General features: G+C 69.8%; 20 protein-coding genes. 10 read left to right on the top strand and 10 right to left on the bottom strand.

Going from position 1 to position 20052, the window contains the following annotated elements; all coding sequences use genetic code 11:
* Nucleotide 1 precedes the first annotated feature (1 nt).
* From urtD to urtA, 4 genes are all read right to left on the bottom strand, one after another.
* A complete protein-coding gene (gene urtD, locus OWR29_RS28290) occupies nucleotides 2-781 on the bottom strand; it encodes an urea ABC transporter ATP-binding protein UrtD (RefSeq protein ID WP_267566303.1) in 780 nt (259 codons plus the stop codon).
* Nucleotides 778-1869 carry an urea ABC transporter permease subunit UrtC gene (gene urtC, locus OWR29_RS28285; RefSeq protein ID WP_267566302.1) on the bottom strand — a complete coding sequence of 364 codons (1092 nt, stop codon included), beginning with the start codon at nucleotides 1867-1869 and terminating at the stop codon, nucleotides 778-780. Before urtC ends, urtD begins: the two co-directional genes overlap by 4 nt.
* Nucleotides 1866-2750 (bottom strand): urea ABC transporter permease subunit UrtB, encoded by an 885-nt coding sequence (gene urtB / locus OWR29_RS28280; RefSeq protein WP_267566301.1) that lies wholly within the window; start codon nucleotides 2748-2750, stop codon nucleotides 1866-1868. Before urtB ends, urtC begins: the two co-directional genes overlap by 4 nt.
* A gap of 79 nt (nucleotides 2751-2829) precedes the next feature.
* Nucleotides 2830-4128: an urea ABC transporter substrate-binding protein gene (gene urtA, locus OWR29_RS28275; protein ID WP_267566300.1), complete on the bottom strand. Its 1299-nt coding sequence runs from the start codon at nucleotides 4126-4128 to the stop codon at nucleotides 2830-2832.
* Between the two features lie 350 nt (nucleotides 4129-4478).
* Between urtA and OWR29_RS28270 the strand changes: the two genes are divergently transcribed.
* The 4 genes from OWR29_RS28270 (at nucleotide 4479) to OWR29_RS28255 (ending at nucleotide 7635) form a co-directional block, all read left to right on the top strand.
* A complete protein-coding gene (locus OWR29_RS28270; RefSeq protein ID WP_267566299.1) occupies nucleotides 4479-5036 on the top strand; it encodes a DoxX family membrane protein in 558 nt (185 codons plus the stop codon).
* 83 nt (nucleotides 5037-5119) lie between these two features.
* Nucleotides 5120-5671, top strand: a complete 552-nt coding sequence (locus OWR29_RS28265) for a DinB family protein (RefSeq protein WP_267566298.1) — start codon at nucleotides 5120-5122, stop codon at nucleotides 5669-5671.
* Nucleotides 5672-5762: 91 nt separating this feature from the next.
* Nucleotides 5763-6665 carry an acyl-CoA desaturase gene (locus OWR29_RS28260; RefSeq protein ID WP_267566297.1) on the top strand — a complete coding sequence of 301 codons (903 nt, stop codon included), beginning with the start codon at nucleotides 5763-5765 and terminating at the stop codon, nucleotides 6663-6665.
* 10 nt (nucleotides 6666-6675) lie between these two features.
* Complete coding sequence (locus OWR29_RS28255) at nucleotides 6676-7635, top strand: lysophospholipid acyltransferase family protein (protein ID WP_267566296.1); 960 nt, start codon at nucleotides 6676-6678, stop codon at nucleotides 7633-7635.
* Here OWR29_RS28255 and OWR29_RS28250 read toward each other — a convergent pair.
* The 5 genes from OWR29_RS28250 to OWR29_RS28230 form a co-directional block, all read right to left on the bottom strand.
* On the bottom strand, nucleotides 7535-8239 hold the full coding sequence (locus tag OWR29_RS28250) for a PHP-associated domain-containing protein (RefSeq protein WP_267566295.1): 705 nt from the start codon (nucleotides 8237-8239) through the stop codon (nucleotides 7535-7537). The genes OWR29_RS28255 and OWR29_RS28250 overlap by 101 nt on opposite strands.
* 520 nt (nucleotides 8240-8759) lie before the next feature.
* Nucleotides 8760-9113, bottom strand: coding sequence for a hypothetical protein (locus OWR29_RS28245; RefSeq protein ID WP_267566294.1), 354 nt, complete (start codon nucleotides 9111-9113; stop codon nucleotides 8760-8762).
* A 4-nt stretch (nucleotides 9114-9117) separates the two neighbouring features.
* Nucleotides 9118-9807 (bottom strand): hypothetical protein, encoded by a 690-nt coding sequence (locus OWR29_RS28240; RefSeq protein ID WP_267566293.1) that lies wholly within the window; start codon nucleotides 9805-9807, stop codon nucleotides 9118-9120.
* A 505-nt stretch (nucleotides 9808-10312) separates the two neighbouring features.
* The gene (locus OWR29_RS28235) at nucleotides 10313-10612 is read right to left on the bottom strand and encodes a hypothetical protein (protein WP_267566292.1); all 300 of its coding nucleotides are present in this window, start codon (nucleotides 10610-10612) and stop codon (nucleotides 10313-10315) included.
* Nucleotides 10613-10648: 36 nt separating this feature from the next.
* On the bottom strand, nucleotides 10649-12655 hold the full coding sequence (locus OWR29_RS28230; RefSeq protein WP_267566291.1) for a prolyl oligopeptidase family serine peptidase: 2007 nt from the start codon (nucleotides 12653-12655) through the stop codon (nucleotides 10649-10651).
* A gap of 27 nt (nucleotides 12656-12682) precedes the next feature.
* On the opposite strand from OWR29_RS28230, the gene OWR29_RS28225 reads away from it, so the two are divergent.
* The 6 genes from OWR29_RS28225 to OWR29_RS28200 all read left to right on the top strand — a co-directional run bounded on the left by OWR29_RS28225 (nucleotide 12683) and on the right by OWR29_RS28200 (nucleotide 19639).
* Entirely contained in the window at nucleotides 12683-13759 is a 1077-nt protein-coding gene (locus OWR29_RS28225) for a DUF2293 domain-containing protein (protein ID WP_267566290.1), read from the top strand.
* A gap of 57 nt (nucleotides 13760-13816) precedes the next feature.
* On the top strand, nucleotides 13817-15319 hold the full coding sequence (locus OWR29_RS28220) for an amidohydrolase family protein (protein ID WP_267566289.1): 1503 nt from the start codon (nucleotides 13817-13819) through the stop codon (nucleotides 15317-15319).
* Between the two features lie 65 nt (nucleotides 15320-15384).
* A complete protein-coding gene (locus OWR29_RS28215; RefSeq protein WP_267566288.1) occupies nucleotides 15385-16401 on the top strand; it encodes a cation diffusion facilitator family transporter in 1017 nt (338 codons plus the stop codon).
* A gap of 7 nt (nucleotides 16402-16408) precedes the next feature.
* A complete protein-coding gene (locus OWR29_RS28210) occupies nucleotides 16409-17746 on the top strand; it encodes a TrkH family potassium uptake protein (protein ID WP_267566287.1) in 1338 nt (445 codons plus the stop codon).
* Nucleotides 17739-18410 (top strand): potassium channel family protein, encoded by a 672-nt coding sequence (locus tag OWR29_RS28205; protein WP_267566286.1) that lies wholly within the window; start codon nucleotides 17739-17741, stop codon nucleotides 18408-18410. The genes OWR29_RS28210 and OWR29_RS28205 overlap by 8 nt, the downstream gene beginning before the upstream one ends.
* Nucleotides 18411-18454: 44 nt before the next feature.
* Nucleotides 18455-19639 carry a cytochrome P450 gene (locus OWR29_RS28200; RefSeq protein WP_267566285.1) on the top strand — a complete coding sequence of 395 codons (1185 nt, stop codon included), beginning with the start codon at nucleotides 18455-18457 and terminating at the stop codon, nucleotides 19637-19639.
* On the opposite strand, the gene OWR29_RS28195 is transcribed toward OWR29_RS28200, so the two are convergent.
* Nucleotides 19627-20031, bottom strand: a complete 405-nt coding sequence (locus OWR29_RS28195) for a VOC family protein (RefSeq protein WP_267566284.1) — start codon at nucleotides 20029-20031, stop codon at nucleotides 19627-19629. The two genes, OWR29_RS28200 and OWR29_RS28195, sit on opposite strands and share 13 nt — an antisense overlap.
* Nucleotides 20032-20052: the final 21 nt, after the last annotated feature.

Raw genomic sequence — 20052 nt, 5'->3', positions numbered from 1 at the left:
GTCAGTCCTCCCTTTCGAGCACGACTGCCATGGCGGCCGTGGTGGCGGCGCCCGCGGTGCCGAGGTAGACCTCCTGCACCTGGGGATCGGCCTGCACCTCGGCCACCGTGCCCTGCGAGAGCACCCGGCCCTGGTGCAGCACTGTCACCCGCGTGGCGAAGCGGCGCATGAAGTCCATGTCGTGCTCGACCACGAGCACGATGCGTCTGGCCGCGATGCGCTGCAGAAGTTCGCCGGTCGCGGTGCGCTCGTCGTGGCTCATGCCGGCGACGGGCTCGTCGAGCAGCAGCACCTTCGCGTCCTGCACAAGCAGCATCGCGATCTCCAGCCACTGCTTCTGGCCGTGCGACAGGATGCCGGCCGGTGTGGCCGGCTCGCCGGCGAGGCCGGTCTCCTCCAGCGCCTGTTCGATCGACCGGTCGACGCCGCGCCGGGCCCGCAGCAGCGAGACCGAGGAGCGGTGGAGCCCGGCGGCGATGTCGAGGTTCTGCAGCACGGTCAGTTCATCGAAGACGCTCGCGGTCTGGAACGTGCGGCCGACCCCGAGGCGAACGATTTTGTGGACCGGCCGGCCGAGCAACTCCGTGTCGCCGAGCCGGGCCGACCCGGTGCCCTTGGTCAGCCCCGTGATGGCGTCGATGCAGGTCGTCTTGCCGGCGCCGTTCGGGCCGATGAGGAACCGGACCTCGCCGGGGTGCGCGTCGAACGAGACGCCGCCGACCGCGACGAACCCCGAGAACTCGACGCGGAGGTCGGTGACAACGAGGGAAGCGTCGGTCATGAGCGCACCTCTTCGAGCTCGGCGGCGGCGATCACCGGGGTGGGGGGAACGTCGGGCTTCCGGCGTGCCGCAGCGAACCTCGCCGGCAGCGACGACAGCCCGTTCGGCAGGAAGAGAATGACGACGATGAACAGCAGACCGAGGATGTAGGGCCAGCCGTCGGGCCAGGTCGAGCCGAGGCTCGACTGCCCCCAGCCGACGGCGATCGCGCCCAGCGCCGGGCCGAAGAGCGAGGCGCGGCCGCCCAGAGCCACGCCCGCGATCATGAGGATCGAGGCGGCGGCGCCGATCTCGGCCGGGGTGATGATGCCGACGATCGGCACGAACATCGCTCCGCCGATGCTGGCCATCAGCGCGGAGACGACGAAGGCGACGAGCTTGACGTTGGCCGGGTCGTAGCCGAGGAAGCGCACCCGCTCCTCGGCGTCCCGAGTGGCGACGAGGAGCTCACCGAAGCGGCTGCGGTAGAACTGCCACACCGCGAGCAGGCACACGATGAGCAGCGCGGCCGCGATCAGGTACACCATCAGCCGGTTCGCCGGGTCGTTCAGCACGAAGCCGAAGAAGTACTTGAAGTCGCTGAGCCCGGTGTCGCCGCCGGTCTCGCGGATCGTGGAGCTGATCAGGACGGCCAGCGCGACGGCCAGCGCCTGGGTCAGGATCGCGAAGTAGGCGCCCTTCACCCGGCGCTTGAACAGCGCGTAGCCGAGCGCGCCGGCCACGACCACCGGGAGCCCCACGATCGCGGCCAGGGTGAACCCCGCGCTGCGGAACGGCTCCCAGAACATCGGGAGGGGCGCGAGCGGGTCGTAGAGCACCATGAACCCGGGGACCCGGTCACCGGCGGTCTCCAAGGTGAGGTGCATGGCCATCGCGTAGGCGCCGAGGGCGAAGAAAACCCCCTGCCCCATCACCAGCATCCCGCCCCGGCCCCAGGCCAGGCCGATGCCGACGGCGGCGATGGCCCAGCAGCAGTACTTGCCGAGGTTGTTGAGCCAGTGGTCGGTGAGTACGAGTGGGGCGACCGCGAGGAGCAGGACGGCGAACACCCCGATGCCGCCGAGGGAGATCCATGGCTTCTTGGTCATGCCAGACTCCTGGTTCGCACCGTGAACAGGCCCTGCGGGCGCAGCTGAAGGAAGACGATCACGAGGATGAAGGCGAGCACCTGGGCCAGGCTGCCGGTCGTCCAGTAGGCGAAGAACGCGAGGGCGACACCCACCGCCCACGCGGCGATGACCGTCCCCTTGAGCTGGCCGATGCCACCGGCGGCGACCACGAGGAAGGCCGGGATGATGTACTGCGCGCCCATCTGGGAGTTCGTGCCACCGATGAGCGACGCGGCCACGCCGGCGACCCCGGCCAGCCCCGACCCGACGAAGAACGTGAGGCGGTCGATGCCGCGGGTGGAGATCCCCGTGGTCTCGGCGAGGTCCCGGTTGTGCACGGTGGCCCGGATGCGGCGGCCGAACGAGGTGTACTTGAGCCAGGCCGACAGCGCGGCGACGCAGACGGTCGCGAGCAGGATGGTGAACAGCTGCCGCATCGGCCAGCTGTAGCCGAGGATGGTCAGCTGCCCGTCGAGCCAGCGAGGCTTCTCCACCGGGACGCCCTGGGACGGGAAGATCTGCAGTGCCGCCTGTTGCAGGATCAGGCCGACGCCGACCGTGACGAGCAGGGTGTCGAGGGGGCGGCGGTACATCCAGCGGATGATGGTGACCTCCAGCAGGAGGCCGAACAGACCGGCGACGACGAACGCGACCGGCAGGGCGACCGGGATCGACAGGCCGCTGGCCGTGATGACCTGCTGGACGAGGTAGGCGGAGAAGGCGCCGATCATGAGGAACTCGCCGTGGGCCATGTTGATCACGCCCATCTGGCCGAAGGTCAGCGAGAGACCCAGTGCGGCGAGCAGGAGCAGCGCGCCTTGGGCGCTGCCGTTCAGCAGTGGTGCGATCAGTCCGTCCACATGCGTTCGCTCTCTCTAGCGTCTCGGTAAAGGGGGAAGGGGGTCGCGTGCCGTCGGTGACACGCGACCCCGGGGGTGGTCAGCCCGCCGCGTCCGTGAGCTGCTTGCGGATGTCCGCCGGGAACCAGTCGTAGCCTTCGAGGTACGGGTCGGGCTCGATGAACTTGTCCGAGGCCCAGACGATGTCGAACTGGTTGTCGGCGTTGATCCGTCCGATGTGGCCCGGCTTGGAGATGTGGTGGTTCTCGCCGTCGAGCGTGACCTTGCCCTCCGGCGCGTCGAACGTGATGGGTTTCGCCTTCGCCGCGGCGTTCACCGCGTCGACGTCGAACGAGCCGGCCGCCTCGACGAGGGCCTTGTACAGGTACAGCGAGATGTAGGCGGCCTCCATCGGGTCGGAGGTGACGCCGCTGCTGTTGGGGTAGGCCTTCCAGTTCTTGATGAACTCCGGGTTGGTGTCGGTCTTGAGCGACTGGAAGTAGTTCCAGGACGCGTAGTTGCCGGTGACCTCGTGACCCATGGCCGGCGCCTCCTCCTCGGCGATCGACACCGAGATGATCGGCGTCTTGGCCGGGGTGAGGCCGGCGTCGTAGTACGCCTTGATGAAGCCGACGTTGGACGAGCCGTTGATGGTGTTGAAGATGAAGTCGGGCTTGGCCGCGGCGATCTTCGCCACCTGGCTGGTCCAGTCGTCCTTGTCGAGGGGCACGTACTCCTCGCCGACGATCTTGATACCGAGCTTGGCCGCGTAGAGCTTGATGATCGCGTTCGCGGTACGGGGGAAGACGTAGTCGCTGCCGGCGAGGAACAGCGTCTTCACCCCCTCGGCGGCGAGGAAGTCCATCGCCGGGATGATCTGCTGGTTGGTGGTCGCGCCGGTGTAGTAGATGTTCGGCGACGACTCGAGGCCCTCGTACTGCACCGGGTAGAAGAAGAGGCCGTTGAACTTCTCGACGACCGGCTTCACGGCCTTGCGGGACGACGAGGTCCAGCCGCCGAAGATCGCGGCCACGCAGTCCTGGGTGAGCAGCTTCTCGGTCTTCTCCGCGAAGGTCGGCCAGTCGGTGGCGCCGTCCTCCTGGACGTACTCGATCTTCTTGTCGAGGATGCCGCCGTCCGCGTTGATCTCGTCCGCCGCCATGTGCAGCACATCGGAGACGGTCTTCTCGGAGATCGCCATGCCGCCGGTCAGGGAGTTGAGGAAGCCGAGCTTGATGGTGTCGCCGGAGGTGTCGACGCAGCTGGCGGCCGCGGACGATCCGGCTCCGGCCGCGTCGTCACCGGCGCGGGCGCCACACCCGGCGAGCACGAGGGTCATGGTCGTCCCGATGGCGCCGAGGGCTACAAGCGCGCGCATCCGCTTGCGGGTGGAGGACATATGTAGGAACTCCGTTCCTGATGAAGGGGACGTGCGGAGGTGGATGTCCGGGGAGGTAGCGCCGGCTGCTGCCAGTGAGAGAAGACTGACCACGCGTCATTACTCTGACATTTCTTGGCTGTTCCAACTCTGTAGCCAGAGGACAGACGCAGCGTCGTTTCATCGCTTCAGGGACGCCCGATCGATGTCAGACTTCTGCCACCCGCCGCTGAACCGCGAAGTGCATGGCACAGTTCTGACATCGCAAGAGGCGGTCCGTCCGGCCTCCCGGTTCGGGACCTTGGACCCGGGTGCTGATGCCTTCTCCGGAGGAGTCTCAGAGGTGAGAGATACCGATGAAGGAGGCAGCGATGACCACCACCCGCCGGCCCGCGGCGAACCTCGAGACCGTCGAGGCGCCGGGCGCCATGCTCACCAAGACCGCCGCCAAGGGCCTGGCCGTGCTGCGGGTCTCGCTCGGCTTCGTCTTCCTCTGGGCCTTCCTGGACAAGACCTTCGGGCTCGGCTACTCGACCCCGTGGGAGCGGGCCTGGATCAACGGCGGATCGCCGACCAAGGGCTTCCTGTCCAGCGTCGAGGTGGGGCCGTTCCAGGGCTTCTTCCACTCGATCGCCGGCGACGCCTGGACCAACTGGTCGTTCATGCTGGGCATGCTGGCCATCGGGGTCGCCCTGATCGGCGGCGTGGGCCTGCGCCTGGCCGCCGTCGGCGCCACGATCATGATGGCCATGATGTGGGCGGCCGAGTGGCCCCTCGCCAGTGGCTCGAGCAACCCGGTCGTCGACTACCACTTCATCTACGCGGTCGCCGCCGTCGCCATCGCCCTCACCTACGCCGGGCACACCTGGGGACTAGGCCGCTGGTGGGCGAAGCTGCCCCTGGTGCGCAAGAACCGCTGGCTCATCTGAACACCTTCCCGTTCGAGGCCCGGCCGGTCGGCCGGGCCTTTATTCGGTGGGCATCGGCGGGGATGTCGGCCAAGGTGTGCGGCATGGCTAGCTTCAACGGGTTATGGGAACCGCCGGCAACCGATCCCCGGACGCAGGGGACGCCGGTCGGGGAGATGGCGACGATCCGGGAGTACCTGACCAACTATCGGCTCACGCTGGGGATGAAGTGTGACGACCTGACCCCCGCGCAGTTGGCCACGCGGTCGGTGCCGCCGTCGACGATGAGCCTGCTCGGGCTCGTGCGGCACATGGCGCGGGTCGAGCACAACTGGTTCTTCCGCACGCTGCAGGGCCACCTCGACGTGCCGCGCATCTACTGGTCGGCCGAGGACGACGACCTCGACTTCAACGGTGCGACCGGTGACCCGGCGGTGGTCGAGGACGCTTTCACCTCGTGGCGGGCGCAGATCTCGGCAGCCGACCAGTGGCTCGACGGCGTCACCGATCTGGGCGCCACGGTCGCCCTGCCCGGCGATCGGGGTGGCGAGGCGGCCGTCCGCGACATCCTGATCCACATGGTCGAGGAGTACGCCCGGCACTGCGGCCACGCCGACCTGCTGCGCGAGTGCATCGACGGCCGTACGGGTCAGTAGATCGGGGTTCATGAACCGGTGTGCCGTGGTTCGCCCGGCGGCTGCCCAGGGTCTCTAGCGTCACGCGCAACCGGACCCTGGGGTGATCGCCATGACCAGACCTCTGCACAGCGGGCGCCGTCCGCTACCGGCTCACGTCACCGTCTATCTGTTCGTGCTCGTGCCCTTCCTCGCGCTCGTGGCCGCCGTGCCGGTGGCCTGGGGCTGGGGCCTGACCTGGCTCGATGTGTTCCTGGCGGTCGGCTGGTACACGGTGACCTGCCTCGGCGCGACCGTCGGTTACCACCGCTACTTCACGCACGGTTCGTTCAAGGCGCACCGTCCACTACGGATCGCGCTCGGCGTGGTCGGCAGCATGGCCGTGCAGGGGCCGATCCTGCACTGGGTGGCCGACCACCGCCGGCACCACGCCTTCGCCGACAAGGAGGGCGACCCGCACTCGCCGTGGCTGTTCGGCACGTCGCCGGCCGCCCTCGTCCGCGGTTTCTGGCACGCCCACCTGGGCTGGATCCTCGACCGGAACCTGACCAACCAGGAAAGGTTCGCGCCGGACCTGCTGGCCGACCGCGACATGCGGATCATGCACCGGATGTTCGGGCCGCTCACCATCGTCACGCTGGTCGCGCCGGCCGTCATGGGCGGGCTGATCAGCTGGTCGTGGGCGGGCGCGCTGACCGCGTTCTTCTGGGCCGGGCTGGTCCGGATCACGCTGTTGCACCACGTGACGTGGTCGGTCAACTCGGTCTGTCACATGATCGGCGACCGGCCGTTCACCGCCCGTGACAAGTCGGCCAACTTCTGGCCGCTGGCTCTGCTGAGCATGGGCGAGTCCTGGCACAACCTGCACCACGCCGACCCCACCCAGGCCCGGCACGGCGTGCGGCGGGGCGAGCTCGACGTCTCGGCCCGGGTCATCTGGTTGTTCGAGCGGTTCGGGTGGGCTTACGACGTACGGTGGCCGACCGCCGACCGCCTCGTCCGGATAGCCCGCTGAGGGGGCCGCGGTGTCGTCGGTGTATTGGCTCGCCCATTCGGGAATCGCCGTCGCGGGGCGCACTCCCCCACGCGTACGGCACATGGTGGCGTCGACGGTGACGTCCGCGAGTTATCTGGGCTGGCGCTCGAAGCGGCTCATCACCCGCGAGAACATGGCGACGGTTCTGGGCCTGCCCGTCACCCATCCGTCCGTACGGCGCATTGCTCTGAATTCTTGGAGCAATTACGGGCGTACGGCGGCCTCGCTCGCGTGCCTGCCCTATGTGGACCTTCTGGACGTCGACGCGCGCATTCAGGATCTGACCGACGGCATTCCCTGGCACGGCCATCTGCAGTCGGCCCGGGCCGCCGGAAAGGGCCTGATCATCACGACCGGGCACTTCGGCAGCTGGGATCTGGCCGGCGCCATCGCGGCCCGGCACGTGCCGTTGTCGGCGGTGGTGGACACGTTCGGCGACGCCCGGCTGGACGACCTTCTGCAGGGCCATCGGCGCGACCGCAGCGTCCAGATCATTCCCGTTTCCGGTGCGCCCCGGGGTGTGTTGCGGGAAATGACGGCCGGGCGGGCGGTGGCCATTGTCGTCGACCGACCGGTGACCGGCGAGCACGGCGTGGAGGTGTCGTTCTTCGGCCGGCCGACGCGGGTGCCGGCCGGTGCGGGCGCGCTGGCCGTCAAATCGGGCGCCGCGGTTGTGCCCGGCTATTTCTGGTACGGGCCCAAGGGCGCGTATTACATGCGGACGTTCCCGCCGATGTATCCGCAGCCGGTCAGTTCGAAATCCGAACGGCAGCAGGAGGTTCAGCGCCTGACCCAGTACATGTTCGACTGCCAGGAAGAAGTCGTCAGGCATTCGCCCGCGCAGTGGTTCATGTTCCGCCGGTTCTGGCCCGGCGCCGCCGCACCATCCGGCGAGGCGGGTCGACGAACCAGCTCCAGGCGCATTGTGCGACATAGGAAGCCGGATTGAGCCGGGCCGGCGGCTTCTCCTCGCCGCCGGCGCGCACCGACCGATCGAGAATCGCCCGGCGCAGATCCTCCGGGGCCGATCCATCGAAAGTCGTGTAGCCGGCCCCGATGTGCTGCCAGAAATGGGCGTCGCTCGAGCCGATCTCGGCCAGGCCCCAGTCCCGGTTGGCCGCGCGCACCTCGGCCCGCCGCGACGCATTGGCCGGGCTGGGGTTGTAGATCTCGAGGCCGTCGATCTCGTACCCGGCGGCCAGCAGCTCGTCGATCTTCCGCCGGCTCAGGCTCGGCACGAGGCGGCCCATCGGGTGCGCCACCACGACCATTCCGCCCTGTTCCTTGATGGCGTCGATGCTTTCCTGAACGGGCCGCATCGGGCGTGGCGCCTTCGTCACGAACAGCCCGAGCAGATGACCGTTGCGGGTGGAGACCTCGACGCCGGTGATCAGCCGAATAGGGACTCCCTGAACGGCGATCTGCTCCTCGACCCGCTTGGCGCCCTCCAGGTGATCATGATCGGTCACCGCGATCACCGATAGGCCGGTACGGGCGGCTTCCCGCACCACCCGGGCCGGGCTGATCCAGCCGTCGCCCAGATTGGTGTGCATATGTAGATCGGCCCGGCCGCCCATGCTGGGCCTCGTTTCGTATCGTCGGGTCCACGGAACCGCCGCTCGGCGCATCGGCCATGCGGGCGCTCGTCCGGGCCTACGCGGCGGTCACCACGCTAGACGTGGCGGCGTGGATCTCGGCGTACGACAAAAGGCTTTTCCCCGGCGCCGGGTGAAACAATGTGCTCGAACCCGAAGCCGCCACCCTGGTCGCTGAGCATCGCAGAAAGTGCCCACCGCCTGGCGTTGATGGCGCTAGATCAGAAGGGCCTGCAGGAACAGCACCACCAGCGCCCCGACCCCCACCACCACAATGACCGCCACGGCAAACGGCCACACCACCGGCTTGCCCATGTCCCGCCCTCCCGTCAGTGGATTCCCTTCCACTGAACCGGGCCGGCTCCGCGTTGCCAGTGGCCCTTCCCCACACCGTTCGCGCAGGCCACCTGTTTCTGTCGTACCCCCTCGGCAAGATGCAACCCATGGAACGCAGCCTTACGTCATCCCGCCGGCCGCCCTAGACCTCGGCGAGCACCGACCGCAGGGTCGCGGCCACCTCGCGCAGAAAAACGGCGGCGCCCGCGTCGGTCTGGTCGTGGTCGATTCCCCAGTTGGCGTCGTCCTCCACCAACCGCAGCAGCGTGCCCGGCGGCTGCGGCTCAGCCAGGACGGTGTCGAGCGCGTCGAGATACTGCCGCAGGAAGAAGCTGTCGGTGCGGGCCGTCCGCAGCAATTCGGCGCGGATCTCGGCGATGTCCTCCGCGTCCGCGACATAGCCGTGCAGGAGCGATCGCACCTTGTCGATCGCGGGAAGTGCCGAGCGCTGAGCGATTCGCCGGCGGATCGAATCGGGGAGCCCGGAGGTGTCCATCGGCTCACCCTAGTCCGGCGGGAAAGGCGGAGACGATGAACGGCACGGCCGGATCGGACTCGGCCACGATCCGGATGCGCACCCGGAAAAGGCTCGTTTCGCCGTATTCCGCTTCGCGGGGCCCGGCGCCGAACATGCCCTTGTTGTAGTAGCCCTCGCCGATGCGGTGCCCGGCATCGGCCAAGCCCTCGTGGAACTCGTCGAACGCGAGATCGTCGCGGATCGCCGGCCAGTTCTCCCGGACGTACCGGTTCACTTCGCGGTTCATGGTGGCGACGTCGGTCCACCTGTAAGAGGCGGTCGCTTGCTTGCCCCAGCCCGTGTCGCCGTAGATACGACCTTCGACGGTCTGGACTCCCGGCTCTCTTGGCAGGGGCAGTTGGGGGCCGTGCTTGGCCACCGTGTGCGCGCCGCCGGCCCTGTGCGCCTCGTCGTTGCTTGCGATCTCGAGCCGGGGCGGCGTGTCGCCGAGTTGCTCGTATCGCCGGACGACCTGCTGCAGTTTCACGTCGTCCGGCGTCATCCCGCCGCCGAGCCTGCGTTCGCCGCCGAGGTGGCCACGGTCGATCACTTCTTCGGTGGCTCGCTCAGCGGCGGCCATACTGCCGATGCGGCCGACGCCGTTCTTCGCCCGGCCACGGCGACCCGGCTCGGCATCTGCACCGTCACCGTGCCGGCGGGACCGCGCGGTCATGACACCGTCCGGCGCGATCCGACCCGTTCACGCTCGCCACCCACGCCTCACGACCGTATCAACGCCGGTCTATCGATGGCGGCGCTGGCATTTTGGCGCTGTGGTTGAGTGGGGTGCTTTACGGCACGCGTACGGGTCGGCTAAGGATGCGCCGGGGAACTTGGCCGCTTTGCGGTCGGAGGACGAGGACGAGCGTCGGGACGCGTTCGGGCCCGCGCCCTTGAGCGGAACGGCGTCGACGACCGGGCTGACCCACAGCCGGACCGAAGCCGGTGAGCGAGGCAGCGCGCACGACCCAGCCGACGCCGGCGACCCAGGCCGCGCCTGCAACCGAACCCGCGCCGACCACCGGGCTGGAGCCCACGGGCGGACCCACACGGAGAGCGAGACGGCGGCGCCGGCCGAGCGTGAGGCGGTGGACGAAGTCGTGCTGAGGTGTGAGCGGGCGTTGTGGGACGAGCGGCCGGTCATGCGGTGGGCGGGGGCGGTCGCGGCCGCGCGGGTGCTAGGAGTTGCAGCGGGCCAGCAGGTGCGAGACGAGCTGCTTGTGTGGGCGGCAAGCATGCTCGAGAGAGACCACAGCATCCCGTACCTCGAAGGCGACCTCGCCGGATTCGCGCTGCTTTCGCTTCCGCTGGTCGGGGAGGATGCGCTGGAACCCGCGCTGAGTCGGCTCGCTCTGGTGAGGGCCGAGCCGGCTCTGACCGCGCTGGGCATCGCCCTCCGGGCGGCGTTTGCCGACGGGCCGATCACCGAGGGTGGCCGGCTCATCGAACGGCAGCAGCGGGTCGCCCAGGTGACCCATCCGCCCAGTTCTATGACGGCTTCGAGTACGTCGACTTCAGCCTTCTTGTGGCTGAGCACCTGGGGTGAGGTTCTGCCACAGGAATTCCAGGATCAGGGCCCACATCGTGGCCGCCTGGTCGTTGTCGGCGGCGCCGCCGTGGCCGCCTTCGATGTTTTCGTAGTAGGTCGCGTGGTGGCCCTGGGCGCGCATCAGGGCCATCATTTTGCGGGCGTGGGCCGGGTGCACCCGGTCGTCGCGGGTTGAGGTCAGGAACAGCACCGGTGGGTAGGCGCGGCCGGGATCGACGTTCTGGTACGGCGAGAACTTCCGCAGATAGGCCCAGTCCGCTTCGACGTCCGGGTCGCCGTATTCCGCGATCCACGACTTGCCGGCCAGCAGCTTTGTGTAGCGGCGCATGTCGAGGATCGGCACGCGGGCGACCACCGCGCCGAACAGGTCGGGGTAGCGGGTCAGCATGACGCCCATCAGCAGGCCGCCGTTGCTGCCGCCCATGGCGCCCAGCCGGTCCGGTGTGGTGATGCCGCGTTGCACCAGGTCGGTGGCGACCGCGGCGAAATCCTCGAAGGCCTTGACGCGGTTCTCGCGCAGGGCGGCCCGGTGCCATTCGGGGCCGTATTCGCCGCCGCCGCGGATGTTCGCGACCACGTACGAACCGCCGCGGGCGAGCCAGCCGCGGCCGATGACGCCGTTGTAGCTCGGGGTCATCGCGACCTCGAAACCGCCGTACCCGTAGAGCAGGGCCGGCCCTCCCCCGGTGCCGCCCACGACGAAATAGGGAATGCGCGTGCCGTCGGCCGAAACGGCGAAGAACTGGCGCACGGTCATGCCGTCCGCGTCGAAGAATGCCGGCCCTCGCTTCAGTTCCTCGTTCTCGAGGCTCAGGGTGGCCGGCTGCAGGAACCCCTCGGACGAGATCAGGTACGAGTCATTGTTGTCGGGGTCGGTGTCGACGATCCACGTCTGGTCGAATTCGCCGGCGCCGGTCATCGGCTCGCGACGCCACCGCGGCTCGTCCGGCGTCAGCACCGACACTTCGGTCCGCACGTCGATCATGGTGACCAGCAGCAGATGGTTGCGGGTCCAGGTGTACGACCGGAGAGACGTCCGCTCGTCCGGCTCGAACAAGACAATGAGCTCCCGGCCGCCCGCCAGGAACTGCTCGAAGTCGGCCGCCACCAGAGCACCCGCCGGGTAGTTCAGCCACGGCGACCGCAGCCGGATGAGCAGCCAGTTGCGGTGCACGCTGCCGTTGGCGTCGTCCGGGATCTCGATGCGGATGAGCCGCCCGTCCGGCGTACGCAGGAATTGTTCGCTGTGCCAGAAATCGACGTGCCGGCCGACGAAATCGCGTTCGAATCCCGGCGTCGGATCGTGCCCGGCCCGGACCGAGACGTCGTCGGGCCGACCCTCGAAGATCAGTTCCGCCTCGGTCAGCGGCGTGCCGCGCCGCCAGCGTTTGACGATCCGCGGATAGCCCGACGACGTCAGCGACCCCGGCCCGAAATCGGTGCCCACGAACACGTGGTCGGCGTCGATCCAGCCGACGTCGCTTTTCGCCTCGGGCAGTGTGAAGCCGTCCTCGACGAAGGCCCGCCGGTTCAGGTCGAATTCGCGCACCACCACCGCGTCGGCGCCGCCCCGGGAGAGGCTGATCAGCCCGCGGTCGTAGCCCGGCTGCAGCACCGTCACGCCGGACCAGGTCCAGTTCTCGCCCTCGGCCCGGTTCAGCTCGTCGACGTCGAGCAGCACGTCCCAGGCGGGTTCGTCGCGCCGGAACTGATCGAGCGTGGTCCGCCGCCACAGCCCGCGCGGATGGTCGGCGTCCCGCCAGAAGTCGTAGTAGTAGCCGTCGCCGCGCCACCCCGGATAGGGGATGCGCTCTTTGCTGTCGAGCACGGCCCGGATCTCGTCACGCGTACGCGCGAAACCCGCACCACCCAGCAGGGTGAGTGTCTCGGCGTTGCGTTCGGCGATCCACCGCAGAGCCTCGGGCGAGTCGAGATCCTCGAGCCACCGGTACGAGTCGTCCAGCGCAGCCACCCCCGGCCGAAGGGTAGCCTGCCCCGCATGCAGCCCGCCACGAAGCTGGAACGCCGGGTGGTGACCGCCGCCGAGCGGGCGCTGCTGCGCCGGAAGCAGGTGAGCCCGCTCGACGTGCTGACCGGCATCGGCTGGATACCGCCGGGGCAGGTGACGGACTGGGAGCAGGGCCGGGCGCCGCACCTGGAGGCGGTGGCCGTGGTGCCGTCGCGCCGCCTGGCCGAGGCGCTCGAGATCTTCCGCCGCTGGGTGGCCGGCCGCGAACTGCACCCGAACGAGGTCGAATACCTGTCGGCCACCCGCGACCGCCGGCCGTTGCGCTTCACCGAGTCCGGCGAGCCCACGCTCGAGTTGTCCTACCGCACGCACTGGGCGCCGACCGAGCTGCCGGAGCAGCGGCGGGCCGGTGACCTGGTGGTCGTGCTGCCGCAGAAGGCGTTCACCTGTGTCGTCTGCCGGCGCACCGACGGCGAGATGCTGACCATGGAGGACGCCGGCCCGCTCTGCCTCACCTGCGCCGACCTCGACCACCTGGTCTTCCTGCCGGCCGGCGACGCGGCCCTGACCCGGCGGGCCAGGAAAGCCAGCGGGCTCTCGGCCGTGGTGGTGCGGTTCAACCGCTCCCGCAAGCGCCACGAACGCAAGGGTCTGCTGGTCGAGCGGGCGGCGATCGAGCTGGCCGAGCAGCAGTGCCTGTCCGACGAGGAGGCCCGGGCCCGGCGCCGGGAACGCGACCGGGAGCGCCGCGAGGTCGCCGACGAGTCGTTCCAGCACGAGCTGGCCGAGCACATCGGCCGGTTGTTCCCCGGCTGCCCGCCGGATCGGGCGGCCGAGATCAGCCGGCACACCGGCGAACGCGGCAGCGGCCGGGTGGGTCGCAGCGCCGCCGGCCGGGCGCTGGATCCCGAGGCGGTGACGCGGGCGGTGGTCGCCTCGGTGCGGCACAAGGACACCCCGTACGACGAGATGCTGATGGACGGCGTGCCCCGGGAGCAGGCCCGCGCCCGGATCCGCGACGACATCGACCGGATCCTCGAGGCCTGGCGGCGCGGCGGTGGTGGTAGCCCCACTCCCGACCAGGGATTCAGCACTCCTGATCCCTGAGCCCGGCCCGAGCAGGCTGAACCCTGACCGCTAACGCATACGGACAGGGAGATCATCATGCAGCGGCGAACCCTTCTCACCGGTACGGCTCTGGGCGTGGCCGGCGCCGCGCTGGGCATCACCCGCCCGGCCGCGGCCACCGGCCGATCCGTGATCGCCGTCCGCGGCGTGACCGTGATCGACGCGTCCGGCGGCGCCCGGCCCGACCAGACCGTGCTCATCCAGGGCGAACGCATCCTCGACGCGGGCCCGGTGCGCCGGGTGCCGGTGCCGCACGGGGCAACTGTCGTCGACGGCGCCGGCAGGTTCCTGATCCCCGGCCTGGCCGACATGCACACGCACGCCGTGGGCATCGACGACACCGACCCGGAGCTGTACGCGCTCAACGGCGTCACCACCACCCGGCAGATGTCCGGCGGTCCCCTGGCCCGGGCCTGGAAGCAGCAGATCGCCGCGGGCGAGCGGCTCGGCCCGCAGTGGTCGATCGGCAGCCGGATCGTCGACGGCTCACCCTCACTGTGGGACGAGCTCGACGGCGACGGATCGGTGCACGTGGCCGTGGCGAACCCGGCCGAGGCCCGCGCGGCCGTCCGGCTGGAGCACGCCTCCGGCGCCGCCTTCATCAAGACGTACACCCGCCTGACCCGCGATTCTTTCCTGGCCGTGGCCGACGAGTGCCGCCGGCTGGGCCTGCCGTTCCTCGGCCACGTGCCCGACTTCGTCCAGCTCACCGAGGCCAGCGACCGGGGCATGCGCAGCGTCGAGCACCTGTTCGAGGTCTGGTACGACACCTCGTACGAGGAGAAGAAGTTGCGCGCCGCTGTGGCCGCCGTGCCGATAGGGCCCGGCGAGTACAACGGCTGGTTCAACCGGATGCACCCGATCGAATACGCCGCCGCCCGCACGTACGACCGGCGCAAGGCCGAGAAGGTCTTCCGCCGCGTCGCCCGCAACGGCACCTACTTCACGCCGACGCTGGTGCTGCACGAGACGAACGACATGCCCGAGCGGATCAACCGCCACGACCCGCGCTACCGCTACTTCAGCGCCGACGTGATCGGCTACTGGGACTGGGCCCTGGACAACCAGTACCTTCCCGGTCGTACGCCGGCGCAGATCGTCCAGTCGAAAGAGATCTTCCGCCGCCGTCTCGCCCTGACCGCCGACCTGGCCGCGGCCGGCGTGCCGCTGCTGGCCGGGACCGACCTCGGAACCACCTATCTCATGCCCGGTTTCAGTCTGCACGACGAGCTCGCCCTCCTCGTCCGGGCCGGCCTGTCCCCGCTTCAGGCCCTGGGCACGGCCACGCTCAATCCCGCCCGCTACCTCGGCCTCCGCGACGCCGGCGTGATCGCGCGAGGCGCCGTGGCCGACCTCGTGCTGCTCGACGCGAACCCCCTGCACGACATCCGCAACACCAAAAAGATCAACAGCGTTCTGGTACGCGGTGACCTGCTCACCCCCGCCCGGCGCCGCGAGTTGCTGACCGCCATCGAGGCACAGGCCAAGCAACCCCGGCCGGCCGCCGCAGCACCGGTCGGTCGCGGTTGCCCCTGTTGAGTTCTTGCAGCTCAGTGGCATCTGCAGCGTTGTCGCGAGTCAACCCCATGGCCTAACCTCGGGGCATGACCGAGCACCACCACCACGGCGGCCTGCGGCACCTCCTCAAGCCGCACTCGCACGACACCGCCGACAAGGTCGACCCCGCACTCGAGTCGTCCCGCGAGGGCCTGCGGGCGCTGTGGATCTCGCTGGCCGGCCTGGGCGTCACGGCGGTGCTGCAGGCGCTGATCGTGGCCCTCTCCGGCTCGGTCGCGCTGCTGGGCGACACCCTGCACAATGTGGCCGACGCCCTGACCGCCGTGCCGCTGGGAATCGCGTTCGTGATCGGCCGGCGCGCCGCCACGCGCGCCTACACCTACGGGTTCGGCCGGGCCGAGGATCTGGCCGGGATCGTCATCGTGCTGGTCATCGCCGGCTCGGCCGTCGCCGCGGGCTGGTTCGCCGTCGACCGCCTGCTCGATCCGCGAACCATGACCCACCTGCCGTGGGTCCTCGCGGCCGGCGTCGTCGGTTTCCTGGGCAACGAGATCGTCGCCCGCTACCGCATCGCCGTCGGCCGCCGCATCGGCTCGGCCGCCCTGGTCGCCGACGGACTGCACGCCCGCACCGACGGCTTCACCTCGCTCGCGGTCGTGCTGGCGGCGGGCGGCGCGTGGCTCGGCTGGGGCTGGGCCGACCCGGTCGTCGGCCTGGCCATCACCGCCGCCATCGTCTTCGTGCTCAAGGACGCAGCCCGCGAGGTCTACCGCCGGCTCATGGACCGGGTCGACCCCGAACTGGTCGACCAGGCCGAGCAGGCGCTGCGCGCGGTGCCGGGCGTGGTCGGGGTGTCCGGCCTGCGGCTGCGCTGGATCGGCCACCGCCTGCACGCCGAGGCCGCGCTGGTCGTCGACGCCGGCCTCAGCCTGGTGGCCGCGCACGAGATCGCGGCCGACGCCGAGCACCAGCTGACCCACCACGTGCCCCGCCTGACCGGCGCCACCGTGCACGTCGACCCGGCCAGCCACCCCGGCGACGACCACCACGCCGAGCTGTCCCATCACCGACGTGACCGGCTCAAGATCGGTGGTGCGGTATAACTGCCTGATGCGCCAGGCTCGTCCGCACCCGGCGCGGACCGTGACCCTGGCCTTCCTGGGCGCGATCGCGGCCGGCACCGCGGTGCTGCTGCTGCCCGTGTCGCGCGCCGGGCCGGAGTCGCCCTCCCTGCTGACCGCCTTCTTCACGGCCACCTCGGCCGTCACCACCTCGGGCATGACGACGGTCGACACCGCCACCTACTGGTCGGGCTTCGGGCACGTGCTGCTGGCCGTGCTGACCCAGGCCGGCGGCTTCGGCATCACCACCATCGCCACGCTGGCCGGCCTGCTGGTGTCGCAGCGGCTGGGGCTGCGGGGCCGGATGATGACCGGGGTCGAGACCAACACCGGGCTGGCCCACGGCGACGTCCGGCAGGTGCTGGTGCTCGCGGCCGCGGTCATGTTCGCCAGCGAGACGGTGATCGCGACGATCTTCACCGTCCGGCTGTGGCAGGCGTACGACGTGCCGCTGGGCCAGGCCGCCTGGGAAGGGGTGTTCAACGCCGTCCAGGCGTTCAACAACTGCGGCTTCTCGCTGCGCAGCGACGGCCTGACCAGCTTCGCAGGCGACTGGTGGGTCTGCGTGCCGCTCACCCTCGGCGTGATCGTCGGCGGCATCGGCGTGCCCGTGCTGTACGAGATCGGCCGGCTGAGCCGGCGCCCGGCCGCCTGGTCGACGCACACCTGGCTCACCGTGGGCGGCACGGCCGTACTGCTGGTGGTGGGATTCGTCGCCGTGCTCGGGCTCGAGTGGGGCAACGACGGCACGCTGGGGCCGCTCGGCGTACCGGGAAAGATCTTGGCTGCTTTTGTGCAGGGCACCATCCCACGGTCGGGCGGCTTCAACACGGTCGACTACGGCGCGATGAACGAGGACACGTCGGCCATCATGATCGGCCTGATGTTCATCGGCGGAGGCAGCGCGAGCACGGCCGGCGGCATCAAGGTGACCACGTTCTTCCTGCTCGCATACGTCATCTGGACCGAGGTGCGGGGCGAGCGCGACGTCGTGGTGGGGCGCCGCCGCATCGCCGAATCGACCCAGCGCCAGGCCACGACGGTCGCGCTGCTCGGCGTGGCCACGGTCGCCACCGGCACGCTGGTGCTGCTGGCCATCACCGCCGACGTGTCGTTCGACCGGGCGCTGTTCGAGGTGATGTCGGCCTTCAGCACGTCCGGGCTCACGACCGGGCTCACCGCCGAACTGTCCACGCCCGGCCAGCTGATCCTCAGTGCGATGATGTTCATCGGCCGCGTCGGGACGGTCGCCGTCGCGTCCGCCCTGGCCCTCAACACCCGCCACCGGCAGTACCGGTACCCGGAGGAGCGACCCATCGTTGGCTGAGAAAGAGATCGCGCGCGACGAGAACGTGGCCGTCATCGGGCTGGGCCGGTTCGGCGGGCAGGTGGCCGACTCGCTGCTGCAACTCGGCCACGAAGTGCTGGGCATCGACGAGAACGAGCACCTGGTGCAGCAGTGGTCGGACAAGCTGACCCACGTGGTGCAGGCCGACGGCTCCGACGAGGAAGCGCTGCTGCAGGTCGGGATCAAAGAGTTCGCCCGGGCGGTGGTGGGCATCGGCAGCGACATCGAAGCGAGCGTGCTCACCGTGCTGACCTTGAGCGAATTGGGCGTACGGGATATCTGGGCCAAGGCGGTGTCGGCGAAACACGGACGGATTCTCCGGTCGGTGGGGGCCCACCACGTCATCTATCCCGAGGCCACGATGGGCGAGCGGGTGGCCCACCTGATCGCCAGCCGCATGCTCGACTTCATCGAGTTCGACGACGGCTTCGCCATCGCCAAGACCCGAGCCCCGCGCCACGCCGCCGGCCGCACCCTGGCCGAGCTGGCCCTGCGCACCAAACACGGCGTCACGGTCGTCGGCATCAAGACCTATGGGGCCGATTTCCAGTACGCCGCCCCCGAAACCGTCGTTCCCGAGGGCGCCGAACTGGTGGTCGCCGGCAGCACCGAGCGGGTCCAGCGCTTCGCCGCCACTACCTGACACTTGCGTTCCGGTCTTGGCGACCGCCGCCGCACACTCGGCCCATGCCGTTCCTCAACGTCGTCGACCCGGCCTTCAGCTTCACCGCGCCGGAGGTGTTCGCCGCCCAGGACGCGGGCTGGTACGCCGACAGCCCGCTCGGCCCGCTCGTGCTGCGCCACGCCGAGACGCAAGAGCTGCTGCGCGACCGCCGCCTCGACCACGGCGGCGACGGCTACCTGCGGCAGAACGGCATCACCGGCGGCCCCATCCACGACTGGTGGGCGCCGATGATCGTCAACCACGACGGCGCCGACCACCGGCGGCTTCGGGGCCTGGTGAGCCGCGCCTTCACACCGCGAACCGTCGACGGGATGCGGCCGTTCATCCGGGCCACGGCCGAGGCGTTGACCGACGAGATCGCCCGCACCGGCGAGACCGAGTTCGTCGACGCGTTCGCCACCCGGCTCCCGCTGGCCGTCATGGGCGAACTGCTGGGCGTCCCGCCCGAGGATCACGACATCTTCAGCGTCTGGTCGAGCGACATCGGCCTGATCTTCGCCCTGGCCACCGGCGGCGACACGGCGGCCCGCGTGGAGCGGGCGGTCACCGGCCTCGACGGCTACGTCGACTCCCTGATCGACGCGAAGACGTCCCACCCGGGCGACGACCTCATCTCGCGGATGGTCGACGCCTGGCGCGACGACGGCGCGGTCACCCGCGAGGAGCTGCGCAACCTGCTGGTCACGCTGGTCTTCGGCGCGCACGACAACACCCGCCACCAGCTGTCGAACATGATGGTCGGCTTCGCCGAGCACCCGGCGCAGTGGACACTGCTGCGGGACCACCCCGAGCTGACCGACCGCGCGGTCACCGAGACGATGCGCTGGCGTCCGTCGGCGGCCAGCCTGTTCCGCCGTGCGGCCGAGGACTTCGAGTACGGCGGCCTGCCGATCGCCGCCGGCACCTTTGTGACCATGGCCGTGCAGACCGCCCAGCGCGACCCCCGCGCCTACCCGGGCGGGCGCGCCTTCGACATCACCGCCGTTCGCGAGGCGCCATTGCTGCAGTTCGGCGCCGGCCCGCACTACTGCCTCGGTTCCGCGCTGGCCCACGCCCAGCTGAGCGAGGCGCTTCCGGTCCTCACCCGCCGCCTGGGCGCGCCCGTCATCGCGGGCGACCTGAGCTGGCGCCCGGCCATCGGCACCCACGGCCCCGACGCGTTGCCGCTGCGTTTTCAGCCCTGCTGAAGGATGCGGATCGCGTTGCCCGACGGATCCCGCAGGCCCATGTCCGTACCGTAGAAATGGTCGGTCGGCTCCTGGGTGAAGTCGGTGAAGCCGCGCGCCTTCAAGGTCTCGAACAACGCCCGTACGTCGTCCGTGTTCAGAACGAGCCCGGTCATCGCACCCTTGGCGATCAGGGCGCGCAGCTGCTCGGCCGTGGCGTCGTCGTGCAGCGGCGGGCCCGGCTCCTCCAGCTGGATCTCGGTGCCGCCGCCGGGCACGCGCACGGTCAGCCAGCGGTAGGCGCCCTGCTGGACGTCGTTGCCCTTCTCGAGCCCGAGCTTGCCCACATAGAAGTCGAGTGCCTCGTCCTTGTCGAGGACGAAGATGGACGTGACGTTCAATTTGGTGATCACGTCGTCAGACTAGGCACCCGC

It is taken from the genome of Paractinoplanes pyxinae, from assembly GCF_026626335.1.
Taxonomy (GTDB): Bacteria; Actinomycetota; Actinomycetes; order Mycobacteriales; family Micromonosporaceae; genus Actinoplanes; species Actinoplanes pyxinae.
Note: the sequence above shows the minus strand (reverse complement) of the source record. Positions and strands in the feature narration are given on the sequence as shown.